We start from the raw sequence: 18021 nt of genomic DNA on the forward strand, positions 1-18021 counted from the left end.
ATCAGTCGCCACTACGATACATGACTGGTACGCTACACAATTGAGGTAAACCAAACAAGCGAATGATGTTCGCCCCTACATTTTTATTGCTACACAAAAAAGGACAGCACTTTGGAAAAATGCTGTCCTTTTTCTATATTCATATGGGTCTATCTTTCCATTTTCCAGAACTCTACAGAGTATGGCTTAAGCTCGCTGCCGCCACCAAAATCATGGATAGTGCCTGTTAGAAGCTCCTCTGCCTGACCGCAGCCTGCGTCAAAGTGAGCTGTGAAAGGCTGATCGTCAGCGTTTATTGCAACAAGGACACGCTCACCCTCGAACTCACGCTCGATTATACACTGCTTATTGGTAAGAACAGGTATTTTGATAGAGCCATAGCAGAGAGCCTTGCTGTTTTTGTGTGCCTCTGCCATTTTTGAAATAAGCTCTGTAAGGTCGTTCCACTCAGGCTTTTCAAAACTTACACGGAGAGCAGGGTCGCCCTCGCTCTTGTTTGCCTTTGTTCCCCACTCTGAGCCGTAATATACACATGGGATACCAGGCATACCAAAGAGCATTCCATAAATAAGTGGCAAATGACGCTCATTTGTGAGTTGGCTTGCTATTCTTGATACGTCATGGTTATCAACAAAGCACAGCAGGTGCATTCCTCTGTATCTGCACCAGTTCTCAGGTCCAAACTGATTTTTCAGAGAGTGGCATATCTCGAACATATTCATGCAGTTGAAGCTTGAATAAAGTCCCTTATAGCACTCGTAGTTCGTGCAGGAATGGAGCATTTCAGGATTTACCCACTGAGCGTAATCACCATGCAGAAGCTCGCCAATAAGGACGAAATCCTGCTTGAGCCAATCGCAATGCTGTCTGAGGCGCTTCAAGAAGTTCTTATCAAGGCAATATGCAACGTCAAGGCGAAGTCCGTCTATATCAAACTCCTTGACCCAATTTGTTATGCATTCCAAGATATGATCCACTACCTGTGGATTATTAAGGTTTAGCTTAACAAGGTCAAAGTGACCCTCCCAGCCCTCATACCAAAGTCCATCGTTATAGTTGCTGTTGCCGCCGAAATTGATATGGAACCAATCTTTATATGGTGAGTTCTCACGGTTTTTCAGAACGTCCTGAAAAGCCCAGAAGCCTCTGCCGACGTGATTGAAAACGCCGTCCAAAACTACCTTTATGCCGTTTTCGTGAAGCTCTTTGCAGACCTTTGCAAAGTCCTCATTTGTGCCAAGGCGGCAATCTATCTTGCGGTAATCTCTGGTATTATAGCCGTGAGTGTCAGAATCGAACACCGGTGAAAAATAGATAGCGTTGGCACCAAGCTTTTTGATATGAGGTATCCAATCTATTACCTTTAATATCCTGCTTTCCTCTTTGCCGTCATTCTCAAATGGCGCACCGCAGAATCCAAGAGGATAGATCTGATAAAATACACTTTCGTATGCCCACATAATATTATCTTCCTTTCTGATACTAATAGAAAATGTTGTTCGCAGATGAAATATGATTTGCTGAGAAAAAGCGGGCGAAAGCTGTTCGCCCCTACAGGGTAGCGTTACGTTATTTGTACACCAATTTCTTCAACTCATTCATATTTTATTGGTTATCTGCGAAACTATAGTTAAACTGTACAAAATACAACACTATTATTATATCAAATCCCAACATATTTCTCAATACTCATTTTTCATTAATATAATCCACACTTTTGTGCATTTTGTACAACTATTGACAAATCAATCGTGAAATGATATTATATTTATAACAAATGTCAAGGGTTGATTTTTGGTAAAGGCAGGGATAAAAACATGAAGAAGATACTTGTGCTTTTCACAGGCGGAACTATCGGGAGCATTACTACTGACGGCATAATAGATGTTGAGCGTGAGGGAAAATACGCTGTTGTGGAGGCTTACAAGAGTGCATACGGCGATGATGTGGAATTTGAATGTCGACAGGTTCTTAATATACTCAGCGAAAACATGGGGTTTTCGGGGTGGGAGAAAATGATACACGAGATAAACGGCATTGACACGGCTTTATACTCGGGAGTTATCCTCACCCACGGCAGTGACACCCTTGCTTACACTTCTGCTCTGCTTGGAATGTATTTCAGGCATTTTGATATACCCCTTTTTATTATCGCAAGCAACAAGCCCATTGGTGAGAAAGGTTCGAACGGGCTTTTCAACTTCACCTCGGCGGTGGGGCTTATAAAAGAGGGAAAATACAAGGGTGTTTTCACGCTGTACGAGAGGGTCATGCTTCCTACTAGGGTGATACCTGCAGACACCTGTCGGGACAGGTTTGGGGTATATGGTTATGACGGCTTCAATGATTTTTCGGTTTTCAGCGGAGTGAGCGAGAATATGCTGTCACGCCCTAGGGAACGGATTTTCCATAATGATGTCAAATTTGGGAAGCGTGTTCTTTTTATAGAGGGTTATCCTGCAATGGACTTTGGGTGCTTTGTGCCAAACGAGGACACGGCGGCGGTGCTTTACTCACCTTATCACAGTGCGACGGCTTGCACTGACGTTTCAGAAGGGAAAAGCTATGCACTGACGGAATTTATCAAGGGGTGCATAACAAAGAACATTATGGTGTATATTTGCGGTCTGAAAAGAAAAGTGCCTATCTACTCGACGGTGGAGGAGATAATAAAGGCAGGCAGCATACCAATATACACCACCTCAGCGGTGGCGGCTTATATGAAACTTCTGCTTGCTTACAATCAGGAGGAAATGCCTGTGAAAGAAGTCATGGGGAAAGACCTTTTCTTTGAGGAGGTAAAATTCTCATAAACATTGTTTCAGTTATTGACAAAATGCTGAGCTTGTGATAAAATCAAAGTATATTAAAATAGTATATTTAGAAAAAAGTACAACGGAGGTAATAAAAATGGCAGACACAAAAATTTCAGACTCAGTTATTTATATTGGTGCAGACGATCATGACATTGACCTTTTTGAGAGCCAATATGTTGTGCCGAACGGCGTTTCGTACAACTCTTATGTTATCATTGACGAGAAGATAGCGGTAATGGACACTGCTGACCCTAGGGTAACGGACGTTTGGTTTGACAATCTTGAAAAGGCTTTGGGCGGCAGAAAGCCTGATTATCTTGTTGTTCAGCACATGGAGCCTGACCATGCAGGAAACATCAAAAAACTTGCGGAGAAATATCCTGAAATGAAGATAGTGGGAAACGCAAAGACTTTCCCTATGATGAAGCAGTTTTTCACCATTGATGGACTTGACGATAGGTCTGTTGTGGTAAAAGAGGGGGACACGCTTTCTCTTGGAAGCCACACGCTTCAGTTCGTAATGGCGCCTATGGTACACTGGCCTGAGGTAATGGTGACATACGAGCAGAGCGAAAAGCTGTTGTTCTCTGCTGACGGATTTGGAAAGTTCGGCGCACTTGATGTTGAGGAGGACTGGGCTTGCGAGGCTAGAAGATACTATTTCAACATTGTGGGCAAATACGGTGCACAGGTACAGGCGCTTCTTAAAAAGGCGGCTGCCCTTGACATAAAGATGATACTGCCTTTACATGGCCCTATACTCAAAGAAGATCTTGGTTACTATCTTGGACTTTACAACACATGGTCAAGCTATCAGCCTGAGAGCAAGGGCGTATTCGTAGCGTATGCTTCAATACACGGTAACACTGCAAAGGCGGCTGAAAAGCTTGGTGAGATGCTGAAAGAAAAGGGTGCTGAGAAGGTAGTTATCAGCGACCTTTCAAGAAGCGACATGGCAGAAAATATCGAGGACGCTTTCAGATATGACAGAATAATACTTATGGCAAGCAGTTATGACGGCGGTGTATTCCCTGTTATGGAGGATTTCCTTATGCACCTTAAGTCAAAGAACTATCAGAACAGAAAGATAGGTCTTGTAGAGAACGGCTCATGGGCGCCTACTGCGGCAAGGGTCATGAAGGGATATGTGGAAAACTTCAAGAATGTTACCATTGCTGAGCCTGTTGTGACTATCCGCTCCACGCTCAACGAGGTTTCCGAGAAGGCTCTTGAGGAGTTGGCTGAGGTCATGGCTAAGGGTGAATAAATTTCGCTCAGTCAGATAAATCAGACACAAAAAAATGCGGGCGATCAGAAGTCGCCCCTACAGATATGAAAAAGGCAGGACGTTTTGTCCTGCCTTTTGTGTTATATCACATTGCCGTCTGTGGTGATTATTCTTACTGCCACGGGGATATTTTTGCCGCTGTCGGTGACTGCTTTTCTTACTGCGTGTTCTATTCCGCCACAGCATGGAACTTCCATTCGGGCTACTGTTATGCTGCGGATATTGTTTCTTTTCACTATCTCGCCAAGCTTTTCGGAGTAGTCTGTGGCGTCAAGCTTCGGACAGCCTATGACGGTTATTTTGCCTGTCATGAAATCGGAATGGAAGCTTCCGCAGGCATAGGCTGTGCAATCTGCAGCGACAAGCAGGTCTGCGCCGTCAAAGTATGGTGCGTTCACAGGTACAAGCTTTATTTGCACAGGCCACTGCATAAGCTGTGACGGAGTTTTTGCTGACGGGGTATCTACCGGGGCTGGCTTTTTGGCAAATGTTTTCATCATTGAGCCCGGACAGCCATGGAAAACAGGCTTGCCAAGGCGTTTTTTGTTTTCTTCCACTGCCTTTTCGTCATATGCGGCAGCTTCTCGCTCAACAAAGGATATGGCATTCGTTGGGCAGGCTGGAAGACAATCTCCAAGACCATCGCAATAATCGTCACGCATAAGCTTTGCTTTGCCGTTCACCATGCCTATTGCGCCTTCGTGGCAGGCTTTAGCACAAGCACCACAGCCGTTGCACTTTTCTTCGTCTATTTGTATTACTCGTCTTATCATATGGTTACCTCCGTATTTTTATTTATATCTTTCGTTTCGGCATAAAGCTCTTGACTTTATGCTATGATTATAATATAATCTTATCGCAAAGTCTGTTGTAATTACAACAAAAGCATAAAATTATTTCGTAAAAATGAGGAAGATAAAATGGATAATAAATACATCAAGATAATAAAAAACACTCCCCTTTTTGAGAGCATGAGCGACGAGGAGATAGCTCAGTTTCTCAGACCTGACGGCAGTGGCATAAAAAGCTTTCGCAAGGAAAGCTATATTTTTCACGCAGGAGACAAGACCGCTTATTTCGGCATACTTCTGGAGGGCAAGGCGCTTATCGAACGTGACGAGCTTTGGGGCGGCAGGAGCATAATCGCTCCTTTGGAGGCAGGACAGCTTTTCGGAGAGGTCTATGCCTGCACAGGTGAACCGCTTGGGGTGAGCGTATGTGCAAAGGAGCAATGCACAGTGCTGTTTTTATCCCCTGAGTCTATTATAAAGGAAAGTTCGACGCTGACGGCTAGGCTTCTAAAGATAACGGCTATGAAAAATCTCAGGCTCAACGAAAAGATACAAGTGATAACCCCCAGGACTATAAGAGAGCGTGTTATGGTTTATCTTTCTTCACTTGCAAAGAAAAGCGGATCGCACATTGTCACGACAAATTTCGACCGTCAACAGCTTGCAGATTTTCTCTGCGTTGACCGCAGTGCGCTGTCAACAGAGCTTGGAAAAATGCACCGTGAGGGGCTGATAGATCTCAAGGGCCGGGAGTTTATACTACCTGAAAACTGCTCTCGTGGAACGTGATTTGTTAATTTATATGTAAATAATAAGTCATTTAACCATATTCATTTTTTCTGCTCTTTTTAAAGAAAAAATGCATATTTTATATTGACACAACCTGCTTTGTGTTGTATAATATATATAGTGTCGCCGTGACAGTTCATAATTACTTAAACGTTTATTGCGGAAATGTATTTATTTACAAATAGTCACGGTATTGGGAAATTGATTGAAAGGATTGATTGCTTTGGCAAAGAAGAATGAAAGCATAAGCGACAAGATCGTTCGTTTGTATAAGGAGGGCTACTCCATTCCTGAGATAGCAAAAGAAATGGAGATGCCTAAGGATAATGTTCCGAGAATACTTGAAAAGCACTTCCCTGACTATGCAAGCTTTGAACAGCCTGTAAGAGAGGGTGCTGATGAAAACGGCAACGGAAAAAAGAGCGTTTTCAATATGTCTGTAAGCGAGCTTTTCGGAAAGAAGAACAAAAAGCAGGAGAATGTTGAGCCTGCAAGGGTAACTGTAAATCTGGCTATGGACGATGACGGATTTGTTGATCACAGTGTTGCGGCTATCGCCTCAATGCTTCAGAAAGGCAGAAGCGTAAACGATATTGCAGGATTCTTTAATAAAGATCCTGAGGATATCAAGGCTGTTCAGGGCTGTATGGACGAGCATTTCAAAAGAATGAATACATACAAGGGTCCAAAGGTCGACCCTGCGTCTGAGCATAAGGAAGAGCCTGCTCAGAACATAACTGATCCGCTGGCGGCAAGCCTTGCAAGCGGCATTGCAAAGAGAAAGAGCAATATGTATGCAACAGGTATCGAAACACCTGCAAAGGCTGAACCTGCTTCCGCTCCTGTTCCTCCTGAGGACAATAGCGTTCACCTTGTTACTCCTGAGGCTCTCAAAGAGGCTGAGGAAAAAGCTAAGGCAGAGGAAAATGCAAAGGCTGAAGCTACTGTGGCTGAGGAAGTTCCTACAATGGACGAGGTCGAGATGCCGTCAATCGAGCCTATAAGCCTTGATGACACAATGGTGGTTTCACCTGCCCCTGAGTCTACTATGCCGTCTATAGAAGACGAGATAGCTGAAAAGAAAGCTGCGGAAGCTGAAAATACAAATAATAATGAGGAGGGCGAGAATATGGGTATGAGTCCAATGGAAAAAATGCGTATGTTTGCGCAGGAGCAGATCGAGATGAACAACAAGAAGATCGACGAGCTTAAGGCAAGCATTGCTGAAACTGAGGCAAAGTCTTTGGATCTCGGTAAGCAGGCAAGCGATATCTACGAGGAGATCGTTAAGCTTCAGGAAAAGGCTAAGGCGCTCAACGCCGAGAAGGAGCAGGTTGATATTCAGATCAGTCAGGTAAACGCTGAGATCGAAGGCATTAGAAAAGAAAACAACGAATTCAAGAGCTATATGTAATAGCATCTTATTCAAATCATATAAGGCAGGGAGGCTTCGGTTTCCTGCCTTTTTTATTTGCGAGGAATGAAGAGGAAAATAGCACAGATGATAAACGAAAGAAGCAGGACGTCGCATTTCTGCCAAGCAGAAATTGCGCCGCTCCCCTACAGGTGATGGCAGGCTGATGTTTTTTGATTAAAGTCAAACTTTTTTACCTGAAAGTATTGAAAAATAACGGCAAATATGGTACAATGCTTTTATAAACCTTGAAAGGATTATTTATATGAGCAATATACTTATTCTGGCATTCCTGTTCTTTGCTGGGTGTCTGATAGGCTGGGGGATAGAAGTTATTTTCAGACGATTTGAGCCTAACAACAAAGCAAGAAAATGGATAAATCCCGGCTTTCTTATTGGTCCTTATCTGCCTTTATACGGCTTCGGGCTTTGCACCCTTTATCTGCTGGCGGGACTTGAAAAATTTATACACACTGACAACACGGCTTTGCAGAAGTTTATACTTTTTTTGCTTATGGCTATTGCAATGACAGTGATAGAGCTTATTGCAGGCGAGATATTCATTGTGAAAATGCACGTCAAGCTGTGGGACTACACTGGAAACAAATTCAACTATAAAGGCATAATATGTCCGTTGTATTCACTCATATGGGCAGCACTGGGCGCGGTCTATTATTTCTTTATACACCCATACATTCTTGACGCACTCAACTGGCTTGCGAATAATTTGGCGTTCTCGTTCTTTATTGGATTTTTCTATGGTGTTTTTGCTATCGACCTATTCTATTCCCTGAAGCTGGCAGAGAAGATAAAAACGTTTGCGGAAGAGAACGATATGGTCATCAGATACGAGGAGTTCAAACGGCACATCAGGGAAAGTTCAGAGGAGAGAAAAGAGAAATACAGATTTATGCTTTCCATGGGCTCAGGTGCAAGGCTTGGCGAGCATTTGAAAAAGTATCGCGACAAACAGCGTGAGGAGCAACGCGGACACAGGCTCAATGACTTTATATCAAAAATAAAAAAGTCAGATACATGAAAATTAACAAAATAACCATTGACAAAACATCAGCATGGTGATATACTGATTTCATATGTAAAAAACGTTGACGAAGACAGTAGGCTTTATGCGAAAATCTCAGCGAGCCGCCGACAGTGAGAGGGCGGTATGATTAGCTTTAGGCTGAATATCACTTCCGAGTTGCAGGCTGAAAATCAGTATGATAAGTAAGCTTCGCCGCTTTTCCTGCGTTAAAGGGAACGCATATGTCAGTATGCTGAAAAGGTGGTTTGCGAATGGCTTTACGGCTTTCGTCCTGTTTCAGGGCGGAAGCCTTTTTTATTGCATTTTATCTTTATGCGTAACTGATCGTTTATTACAAAATCAGAAAGGATTGATCTTCGTGTACAAAAAGGTTGACACCAATCTGAACTTCGTTCAGAGAGAAAAAGAAGTGGAAAAGTTCTGGGACGATAACAATATCTTTGAAAAAAGTATTGACAGCCGTAAAAAAGGCGAGTCCTATGTTTTCTATGACGGACCTCCAACGGCTAACGGCAAGCCGCATATCGGTCACGTTCTCACTCGTGCTATCAAGGATATGATACCAAGATACCGTGCTATGAAAGGCTATCAGGTACCTCGTAAGGCTGGCTGGGACACACATGGTCTGCCTGTTGAGCTTGAGGTAGAGAAAATGCTTGGTCTTGACGGCAAGGAGCAGATCGAGGAATATGGTCTTGAGCCGTTCATCAAGAAGTGTAAAGAGTCTGTATGGAAATACAAGGGCATGTGGGAGGACTTCTCAGGCACTGTTGGCTTCTGGGCTGACATGGAACACCCTTATGTTACCTATGACAACAACTTTATAGAGTCTGAATGGTGGGCTTTGAAGCAGATATACGAAAAGGGCTTGCTTTACAAGGGCTTCAAGATAGTTCCTTACTGTCCACGCTGCGGCACACCGCTTTCTTCTCACGAAGTTGCTCAGGGCTACAAGACAGTTAAAGAGCGTTCTGCTATCGTTCGTTTCAAGCTTGTTGGCAAGGACGAATACTTCCTTGCATGGACGACAACGCCTTGGACGCTCCCTTCAAACGTTGCCCTTTGCGTAAACCCAGATGAAACTTACTGCAAGGTAGAAGCCGCTGACGGCTACACTTATATTCTTGCGGAGGCGCTTCTTGACACTGTTCTCGGCAAGCTTGCAACTGAGGACAAGCCTGCATACAAGGTGCTTGAAACTTACAAGGGCAAGGATCTTGAATATATTGAATACGAGCCGCTTTATGAGTGCGCAGGCGAAAGTGCAAAGAAGCAGGGCAAAAAGGGTCACTTTGTTACCTGTGACAGCTATGTAACTATGTCAGACGGTACAGGTATCGTTCATATTGCGCCTGCTTTCGGTGAGGACGACTCTAAAGTCGGAAAGAAGTATGATCTGCCTTTCGTTCAGTTCGTTGACGGCAAGGGCGACATGACTGCTGAAACTCCATATGCCGGAATGTTCGTAAAGGACGCTGACCCTGAGGTACTCAAAGACCTTGACAAGTCAGGCAAGCTTTTTGCCGCTCCTAAGTTCGAGCATGATTATCCGCACTGCTGGAGATGCGGCTCACCTCTTATCTACTATGCAAGAGATACTTGGTTCATCAAGATGACTGACGTTAAGGACAGACTTATCGCAAACAATGACACTATCAACTGGATTCCTGAGAGCATTGGTAAGGGACGTTTCGGTGACTGGCTGAAAAACGTTCAGGACTGGGGCATTTCAAGAAACAGATATTGGGGTACTCCGCTGAACATTTGGGAGTGCGAGTGCGGTCACAGACACTCTATCGGCTCTATCGAGGAGCTTAAGTCAATGTCAGACAACTGCCCTGATGATATCGAGCTTCACAGACCATACATTGACAATGTAACTATCAAATGCCCTGAGTGCGGAAAACAGATGCACCGTGTATCAGAGGTAATAGACTGCTGGTTCGACTCAGGCTCGATGCCTTTCGCTCAGCATCATTATCCATTTGAGAACAAGGAGCTTTTCGAGTCACAGTTCCCTGCTGACTTTATTTCTGAGGCTGTTGACCAGACAAGAGGTTGGTTCTATTCACTCCTTGCTATCTCAACGCTTATATTTGACAAGGCTCCATACAAGAACGTTATCGTGCTTGGTCTTGTTCAGGACGAGAACGGTCAGAAGATGTCAAAGTCAAAGGGCAACGCTGTTGACCCATTCGAGGCACTGGCTAAATACGGCGCAGACGCTATCAGGTGGTATTTCTACACAAACTCTGCTCCATGGCTTCCTAATAAGTTCCATGACAAGGGCGTAACAGAGGGTCAGAGAAAGTTCATGGGCACGCTTTGGAACACATATGCGTTCTATGTGCTTTATGCTGAGATAGACAAATTCGACCCTACAAAGCATGAGATAGAATATGACAAGCTTTCTGTTATGGACAAGTGGCTGCTTTCAAAGATGAACTCTATGATAAAGGCTGCTGACGACAACCTTAACAACTACAGGATACCTGAGGCTGCAAAGGCTATGCAGGAGTTTGTTGACGATCTTTCTAACTGGTATGTAAGAAGAGGCAGAGAGAGATACTGGGCACAGGGTATGTCACAGGACAAGATAAACGCTTACATGACTCTTTACACTGCTATCGTTACGCTCTGCAAGTGTGCAGCACCTATGGTGCCTTTCATCACTGAGGAGATCTATCAGAATCTTGTTAGAAGCGTTGACAAGGACGCTCCTGAGAGTATCCACCTTTGCGATTATCCTGTTTGCGACGAGAACATGATAGACGAAAAGCTTGAGTCTGACATGGAGGAAGTTCTGGAGATAGTTGTTCTGGGACGTTCTGCAAGAAACGGCGCAAGCCTTAAAAACCGTCAGCCTTTGAGCGTGATGTATGTTGCAGCAGACCACCCACTTGACAGCTACTATATCGACATCATCAGGGACGAGCTTAACCTCAAGGACGTTCAGTTCTCAAATGATGTATCTGCATATATCGATTATAAGTTCAAGCCACAGCTCAAGACCCTTGGTCCAAAGTACGGCAAGCAGCTTGGTGAGATAAGAACACAGCTTTCACAGCTTGACGGACACAAGGCTATGGGCGAACTGAACGAAACAGGCAGTCTGAAACTCACGCTTTCAAGCGGTGAGATAGCACTTGACAAGGATGATGTTCTCATCGAGTCTGAGCAGAAAGAGGGCTTCTACACCCTTTCTGAAAACGGTGTTACTGTAGCTATCAGCACTGTTCTCACTCCTGAGCTTATTGAAGAGGGCTTTGTAAGAGAAGTTATCAGCAAGGTTCAGACAATGAGAAAGGATTCGGGCTTTGAGGTAATGGATCACATCACTGTTTCTGTAAGCGGCAGCGAAAAGGTTATGGCTGTTGTTGACAAGAACAGAGAGGCTATTTCTCATGACGTTCTTGCAGACGATATCGTTCTTGGCGAAAATGTCGGCAACGAAAAGGATTGGGACATCAACGGCGAAAAAGTTTCTATCGGCGTAAAGAAAAACTAATTCTGAGATATAAAAAATCAAGCAGGACAGCTTTCGGGCTGTCCTGCCTTTTTTGTTTTGGGTTATAAGCCATGCACAGCTCCTCCTACATAAAACACAAAAAAATGGCGAGGTGAAAGACCTCGCCATTGATTTTTTATATTACTTTCTTGCTTCCAGAGCGGAGATAGATTCCATTATCTTTGACATCTTCTCCTCTGCCTTTGCAAGCTTTGCTTTTTCGGCTTCGATAAGCTGTTCAGGGGCTTTTGCAAGGAAGCCCTGATTGCTGAGCTTCTTGCTAAGGAAGTCTATATCCTTCTGTGCGTTCTTTCTGTCCTTATCAAGACGTGCAAGCTCCTTGTCAACGTCTATGATATCAGCAAGCGGAATGAAGAATCTTGCACTGTCTGTAACAGCGGCGGCGCAATCCTTTTCCTCACACTTGTCTGTAATGATGACCTCAGATGCAGAAGCAAGTCTTTCAAAGAACATTACGCCCTGTGAGAATACTTCCGGCTGTGCAGTTTCAATATAAAGCTTTGCCTTTACAGACGGCGGAACGTTCATTTCACCACGGCAGTTTCTTATGCTCTTTATGCCTGCGATTATCTTCTCAAATGTTGCTTCTTCGTCGGCAAATTCAAGCTTTTCGTCATATACAGGATAATCCTGAACCATGATAGCTGTGCCGTCATTTACGAGAGCCTGCCAGATCTCCTCGGTGATATAAGGCATGAATGGGTGGAGCATTTTAAGCATTCCTTTCATTACCCACACGAGAACTGCCTGTGCTGTGGCTTCTGTTTCACCGCCTGCGGCTATTCTTGGCTTTGTAATCTCGATATACCAATCGCAATAGATATCCCAGATAAAGTCATAAAGCTTTGAAACTGCTACGCCAAGCTCGAACTTATCAAGATTATCGTTTACTTCCTTTGCAAGAGTATTGAACTTTGATATTACCCACTTATCCTCAACATTGAGGTTTTCAGGGAGCTTATCAGCCTTGAAATCGTCAGGAAGATTCATCATGATGAATCTTGCGGCGTTCCATATCTTATTGGCAAAGTTTCTTGAGGACTTTACCTTATCCTCGATAAATCTCATATCGTTTCCAGGTGCGTTGCCTGTTGCGAGCATAAATCTCAGGGCATCTGCGCCGTACTGGTCGATGATAACAAGCGGGTCGATACCGTTGCCAAGAGATTTTGACATCTTTCTGCCCTGTGAATCTCTAACAAGACCATGGATAAGAACAGTATCAAAAGGCTTCTGCTTCATGTTCTCCATGCCTGCAACTATCATTCTGGATACCCAGAAAGGAATGATATCATAGCCTGTTACGAGAGTGTTTGTTGGATAGAAATACTCAAGCTCCTCTGTCTTGTCAGGCCAGCCGAGAGTTGAGAACGGCCACAGTGCTGATGAGAACCATGTATCAAGTGTGTCAGGATCCTGACGCATTTCCTTGCCGCACTTAGGGCAACAAGCATGGTCTTCCTTTGTTACCACAGTTTCACCGCAATCGTCGCAATAAAATGCCGGTATCTGATGACCCCACCAAAGCTGACGTGAGATACACCAATCTCTGATATCGTTCATCCAGTTAAGGTAGTTCTTCTCAAATCTTTCAGGAACAAACTTGATAGAGCCGTCCTCAACAGCCTTTATTGCAGGCTTTGCAAGCTCGTCCATTTTAACGAACCACTGGAGGGATACTCTTGGCTCGACTGTTGTTCCGCAGCGATAGCAAGTACCTACATTATGCTCATGGTCTTCAACATAAGCAAGGAAGCCGCCCTTTTCAAGGTCTTCAACTATCTTCTTTCTTGCCTCGTATCTGTCCATACCTGCATACTCAGGATAATCGTCAACTATCTTTGCGTCCTCAGTAAGAACGTTGATAACAGGCAAGTTATGTCTTTTACCGACTTCAAAGTCGTTAGGGTCATGGGCTGGAGTTATTTTTACAACGCCTGTACCAAACTCCATATCAACATAGCTGTCGGCAACAACAGGTATCTCTCTGCCAACAAGCGGCAGTGTGAGTGTCTTGCCTACGATATCCTTATATCTTTCGTCCTTTGGATTTACTGCAACGGCAGTATCGCCCAGGAGCGTTTCAGGACGTGTTGTAGCAAGCTCTACATATCCGCTTCCGTCTGTAAGAGGATATTTCAGATGCCAGAAGTGACCGGCCTGATCTTCATACTCAACCTCTGCGTTTGAGATAGATGTACGGCAATGCGGGCACCAGTTTATTATTCTTTCGCCTCTATAGATAAGTCCCTTATTATAGTAGTTTATGAAAACTTCCTTTACAGCCTTTGAACAGCCCTCGTCCATTGTGAAACGCTCTCTGTCCCAATCGCAGGAAGAGCCGAGCTTTTTGAGCTGCTCAACTATTCTGCCGCCGTATTTCTTTTTCCAATCCCATGCTCTTTCAAGGAAGCCGTCCCTGCCGATATCGTCCTTTGTAAGACCCTCTTTACGCATAGCTTCAACTATCTTTGCTTCTGTTGCGATAGAAGCGTGGTCTGTACCAGGTATCCACTCTGCGGCATATCCGCTCATTCTCTTCCAGCGGATAAGTATATCCTGCAAAGTTTCATCAAGGGCATGACCCATATGGAGCTGTCCTGTGATGTTCGGTGGTGGGATAACTATACAGTATGGCTCTTTCTTGGAATCAGGCTCAGCGTGGAAAAATCCGCCGTCAAGCCAATATTTGTAGATCTTATCTTCTACCTTATTAGGCTCATAAAGCTTTGAAAGCTCTTTTTTCATTATAAAACAATTCCTTTCGCAAATATTTTTTCTATCACAGTATCGTGGCAAGACCAAGAGGCGTTGCCTTTTTGCCGTCAGACTCGTGTCTTAGGCTGTCTGCGAAACGGAACTGTGAATTTCATTTGAAAGCTGAATTTGAGATCACACATTATATTCTTTCCTTTCCGCATGATATGGCATTACTGCACCTATTATAATATTATCTCACTTTTGCACCGAATTGTCAAGGGCTGATGACGGTATGGAACGAAAAAAGCAGAGCAGTTTGAAACTGCTCTGCTGAGAGTGTTGAAAAAGACTTAAACAAGTGGGACGTCGAGGGCACCGTCCCCTACAACTTGCATAAAAACGAATTTACGCTTACAGCTTGAAATGAACGGGCATACCGTTTTTCATTGCTATTTTTACCTCGCCTTGGATAAGTGGCAGGAAGTATCTTACGGCTTCCGGATTTACGTCATTGCCGTCCTCGCTTAACCACTGGGCAGGAAAGAATTTTTCCTTATTTGCAGCATCATGGGCGTCAACGCTGTCAACGGTCACAACATAAGGCACGTCGCTGATACGCTTGAATATCATCATTTTACCTGTTTTCCCTGCAAGAGCCGCTTTTACGCCTGCTGAGCCTATTTCCTCGGCTTCGTCTATATCCGTCTTTGAGCAGATATGAGAAGAACATCTCTGCATAACGTTAAGCTCAATAGAACGGACTTTACAGCCGATATTCTCTTTAACGAGCTGTTCAAGGGTCTTTCCTATGCCAGAGAGATACTCGTGACCGAAATTATCCACAACTCTCGGCTTGTTTTCCTCGCCCTTAAGCTTTACGCCCTCGGAAACTGCGATGATAACGGCTTTGTGCTTTGCCATTTGATTTCTTATGTCCTCCAGGAACTTTTCGGCGGTAAAGTTATTTTCAGGAAGATAGATAAGGTGAGGGGCTATCTCGTCATTTGCTCTGAGTACGCAGGTGGAAGCTGTGAGCCAGCCAGCGTGTCTGCCCATTATCTCAACGATAGTGACGGACTCGATAGAATAAACCGAGCTGTCACGGATTATCTCCTGAACCGTTGCGGCAACATACTTTGCGGCAGAGCCGAAGCCTGGTGTATGGTCTGTTACAGGCAGGTCGTTATCTATAGTCTTTGGTATGCCTATAACTCTTATCTTTGAATTTCTTGCCGCAAGATAATCGGAAAGCTTTGCCACGGTATCCATAGAATCGTTTCCTCCGATATAAAAGAAAGCTTCTATCCTATGCTTTTCAAGGCAGTTCAAGATACGCTCATATGTTTCACCGCCCTCCTCAACATCAGGAAGTTTATAACGGCATGAGCCGAGAACTGTTGACGGGGTCTGTCTTAGAAGCTCCATATCCTCGTTTGTTTTTATAACAAGCTTAAGATCTATGAGCTGGTCGTTTATGATACCCTCGATACCATTGAGCGAGCCGAAAACGGCGTCTATCTGTGGTGTTTTCACAGCCTGTTTGAAAACTCCCACCAATGAAGCGTTGATAGCGCAGGTAGGTCCTCCTGATTGTGCAACGGCAATATTCATTATCATCAATCTCCTTACAGCTTACTGAGAATATTAAAATTCTCATATTTGTTATTATTATAGCATATTATATATACAAATAAAAGGGTTATGAAAATTTATTAACATATTTTTTCCCTTTGTAACAAAACAAGCCTTCAATAAAACGTTATATCTATCCACTTTGATAATTTTCACATCTATTACATAAAAACGCCTCCCGATTTACACCATATTGTTATAAAGTAAATGTAAATCGTAACCGAATTTTAATTGACAGAACAGTTTATATTTTGTATAATTAAAGATATAGACACGAAATGTGTCGAACTCTAGTCAATGAACCGAAAGGAAGAATATAAATAATGCCTGACAACAGAAACAATAAAGGCTACTATCGTCCTGAACAGGATCGCAGACCGCAGGGTCAGAACAAACCTCAGCAGCAGGAAAGCTCCACTTGGCTCACTCCTACTGTAAAGGGAATAATAGCGATACTGCTGACTGTACTTGTGGTAGCCATAGTAATAATGATATTTGCAAAAACTCTTTTTGTGAACACAAACACCACTCCGAAAAAGACCGGTACGATAACTTCTACGGAATACATTCCGCCAAAGACCACCACCACTTCGGAAGAGCCGCAGAAAACATCTAAAAAGTCCAAAAAGGCCACTGAGCCTGACGAAGATCCATATGACGGTGATAAAGATGACAACGGTGACGCTGTTGGTGATATCCAGTGCATAAGTGCAGTTTATCTCCACCCACAGCCTACATCGAGCAGTGAAAATCTTCTCACTATCCCATCGGGTGCGACCTGCAAATACTACCGCAACGAAAACGGCTGGTATTATGTTGAATATAATGGCACAAAGGGCTACGCATGGCAGACATTCTTCTCGACGCCACCACAGTAATGTGTTTTACGATTTCTTAAATAACGCAGAAAGGGGCTGTAAAAAAAGTCCCCAAGAAAAAAGGCTGCGATCTTGCCAAAAAGCAAGACAGCAGTCTTTTTTTGTGGTATAATTAAAGTATCATGAATAACCAACCACAAGAATATTATACACCATATCAATTAAAATTTCCAATAGAAATTGAAAAAATAATTGAAACAACTGACCCGGTATATACATTTTGTGAAGTGATGAATCATATTGACCTGAGTAAATACCTGACGACTGAGGACCGCAGGACAGGCCGTCCAAGATATGAAGAAGAAACTTTGCTGAAAGTAATACTGTTTGCATTTATGGAAAACGGATACGAATCATTGCGAAAAATAGAAAAACTCTGCAAAACCGATATTCGCTTTATGTGGCTGCTGCAGGATAATCCTCCGCCAAGCCACTCGACAATAGGCAATTTTATGAACAATGTCCTAAATAGAAAAATAGATGAGATCTTTGCGGATATCAACAGTTACATTTTTACGGTGGAAAATGTTGACCTCAACCACGTTTACATAGACGGAACAAAGATAGAAGCCAACGCAAACAAATACAGCTGGGTATGGAAAAAGAGCTGTGAGAAAAACCGTCTGAAGGTATTTGCAAGGATAACAGAATTGCTTGGTGAAATGAATGAAAAGATCTCTTCATTCTGCGTAAAATTCGGCATTCGTGAAGAATATGCTATTGAGTATTTAGAGCAAATACAGCAGCAATATGTAAAGCTTTGCGGCTTTGACCCGGAAACTGCAATTCGGGGACGGGGACATCATAAAACAATTGAACAGAGGCATTATGACAAGCTTTCGGAATACATTTCAAGGCTAAAAAAGTATGCAGAACACATAAAGATATGCGGAGATGAACGCAATAGTTATTCCAAGACCGATCATGACGCAACATTTATGCGTATGAAAAAGGACTATATGGGTAACGATCAGCTTCTTCCGGGCTACAATATCCAATTAGGTGTCTGTGATGAATATATCGCAGTATTCGACGTAAAACAATATGCGTCTGATATGGAATGTTTCAAGCCTTTGATAGAAAAGTTCAATCAGACATACGAAAAATATCCTGAATATCCGGTAGCAGACGCAGGATAC

General features: G+C 43.5%; 12 protein-coding genes. 8 read left to right on the forward strand and 4 right to left on the reverse strand.

Translation table 11 applies throughout. The features are described from left to right. Positions 1-149: 149 nt before the first annotated feature. Complete coding sequence (locus tag AB5123_RS00775; RefSeq protein WP_022286667.1) at positions 150-1460, reverse strand: alpha-amylase family glycosyl hydrolase; 1311 nt, start codon at positions 1458-1460, stop codon at positions 150-152. 357 nt (positions 1461-1817) lie between these two features. On the opposite strand from AB5123_RS00775, the gene AB5123_RS00780 reads away from it, so the two are divergent. Further along, entirely contained in the window at positions 1818-2813 is a 996-nt protein-coding gene (locus AB5123_RS00780) for an asparaginase domain-containing protein (protein ID WP_278642946.1), read from the forward strand. A 97-nt stretch (positions 2814-2910) separates the two neighbouring features. Continuing rightward, positions 2911-4083, forward strand: coding sequence for an FprA family A-type flavoprotein (locus tag AB5123_RS00785; RefSeq protein WP_337812572.1), 1173 nt, complete (start codon positions 2911-2913; stop codon positions 4081-4083). A gap of 101 nt (positions 4084-4184) precedes the next feature. On the opposite strand, the gene AB5123_RS00790 is transcribed toward AB5123_RS00785, so the two are convergent. Beyond that, a complete protein-coding gene (locus AB5123_RS00790) occupies positions 4185-4877 on the reverse strand; it encodes an ATP-binding protein (protein WP_022286663.1) in 693 nt (230 codons plus the stop codon). Positions 4878-5024: 147 nt separating this feature from the next. On the opposite strand from AB5123_RS00790, the gene AB5123_RS00795 reads away from it, so the two are divergent. The 4 genes from AB5123_RS00795 to ileS all read left to right on the forward strand — a co-directional run bounded on the left by AB5123_RS00795 (position 5025) and on the right by ileS (position 11651). Next, a complete protein-coding gene (locus AB5123_RS00795; RefSeq protein WP_337812573.1) occupies positions 5025-5684 on the forward strand; it encodes a Crp/Fnr family transcriptional regulator in 660 nt (219 codons plus the stop codon). Between the two features lie 223 nt (positions 5685-5907). Then, entirely contained in the window at positions 5908-7098 is a 1191-nt protein-coding gene (locus AB5123_RS00800) for a hypothetical protein (RefSeq protein WP_038670668.1), read from the forward strand. A gap of 265 nt (positions 7099-7363) precedes the next feature. Continuing rightward, positions 7364-8137: a putative ABC transporter permease gene (locus AB5123_RS00805; RefSeq protein WP_181979691.1), complete on the forward strand. Its 774-nt coding sequence runs from the start codon at positions 7364-7366 to the stop codon at positions 8135-8137. 364 nt (positions 8138-8501) lie between these two features. Continuing rightward, positions 8502-11651: an isoleucine--tRNA ligase gene (gene ileS / locus AB5123_RS00810; RefSeq protein WP_337812574.1), complete on the forward strand. Its 3150-nt coding sequence runs from the start codon at positions 8502-8504 to the stop codon at positions 11649-11651. A 141-nt stretch (positions 11652-11792) separates the two neighbouring features. Here the strand turns inward: ileS and AB5123_RS00815 are convergent, their stop codons facing one another. Further along, entirely contained in the window at positions 11793-14420 is a 2628-nt protein-coding gene (locus tag AB5123_RS00815) for a valine--tRNA ligase (RefSeq protein ID WP_368364447.1), read from the reverse strand. A 363-nt stretch (positions 14421-14783) separates the two neighbouring features. Further along, positions 14784-15983 (reverse strand): 6-phosphofructokinase, encoded by a 1200-nt coding sequence (locus AB5123_RS00820; protein WP_022286825.1) that lies wholly within the window; start codon positions 15981-15983, stop codon positions 14784-14786. A 344-nt stretch (positions 15984-16327) separates the two neighbouring features. Between AB5123_RS00820 and AB5123_RS00825 the strand changes: the two genes are divergently transcribed. Together AB5123_RS00825 and AB5123_RS00830 are read left to right on the forward strand one after the other, a co-directional pair. Then, the gene (locus AB5123_RS00825) at positions 16328-16882 is read left to right on the forward strand and encodes an SH3 domain-containing protein (protein ID WP_368364448.1); all 555 of its coding nucleotides are present in this window, start codon (positions 16328-16330) and stop codon (positions 16880-16882) included. A 230-nt stretch (positions 16883-17112) separates the two neighbouring features. Further along, a partial coding sequence (locus AB5123_RS00830) for a transposase (protein ID WP_368364449.1) occupies positions 17113-18021 on the forward strand: 909 nt, incomplete at its 3' end.

It is taken from the genome of Ruminococcus sp. RTP21204st1_B2_RTP21204_210225 (assembly GCF_040914135.1).
GTDB classification, from domain to species: Bacteria; Bacillota; Clostridia; order Oscillospirales; family Ruminococcaceae; genus Hominimerdicola; species Hominimerdicola aceti.

Coding starts and splice junctions, on each gene's coding strand:
- AB5123_RS00820 (WP_022286825.1), bottom strand. CDS start 15,983: ATGAATATTGCCGTTGCACAATCAGGAGGACCTACCTGCGCTATCAAC.
- AB5123_RS00795 (WP_337812573.1), top strand. CDS start 5,025: ATGGATAATAAATACATCAAGATAATAAAAAACACTCCCCTTTTTGAG.
- AB5123_RS00805 (WP_181979691.1), top strand. CDS start 7,364: ATGAGCAATATACTTATTCTGGCATTCCTGTTCTTTGCTGGGTGTCTG.
- AB5123_RS00780 (WP_278642946.1), top strand. CDS start 1,818: ATGAAGAAGATACTTGTGCTTTTCACAGGCGGAACTATCGGGAGCATT.
- AB5123_RS00825 (WP_368364448.1), top strand. CDS start 16,328: ATGCCTGACAACAGAAACAATAAAGGCTACTATCGTCCTGAACAGGAT.
- AB5123_RS00790 (WP_022286663.1), bottom strand. CDS start 4,877: ATGATAAGACGAGTAATACAAATAGACGAAGAAAAGTGCAACGGCTGT.
- AB5123_RS00785 (WP_337812572.1), top strand. CDS start 2,911: ATGGCAGACACAAAAATTTCAGACTCAGTTATTTATATTGGTGCAGAC.
- AB5123_RS00775 (WP_022286667.1), bottom strand. CDS start 1,460: ATGTGGGCATACGAAAGTGTATTTTATCAGATCTATCCTCTTGGATTC.
- AB5123_RS00815 (WP_368364447.1), bottom strand. CDS start 14,420: ATGAAAAAAGAGCTTTCAAAGCTTTATGAGCCTAATAAGGTAGAAGAT.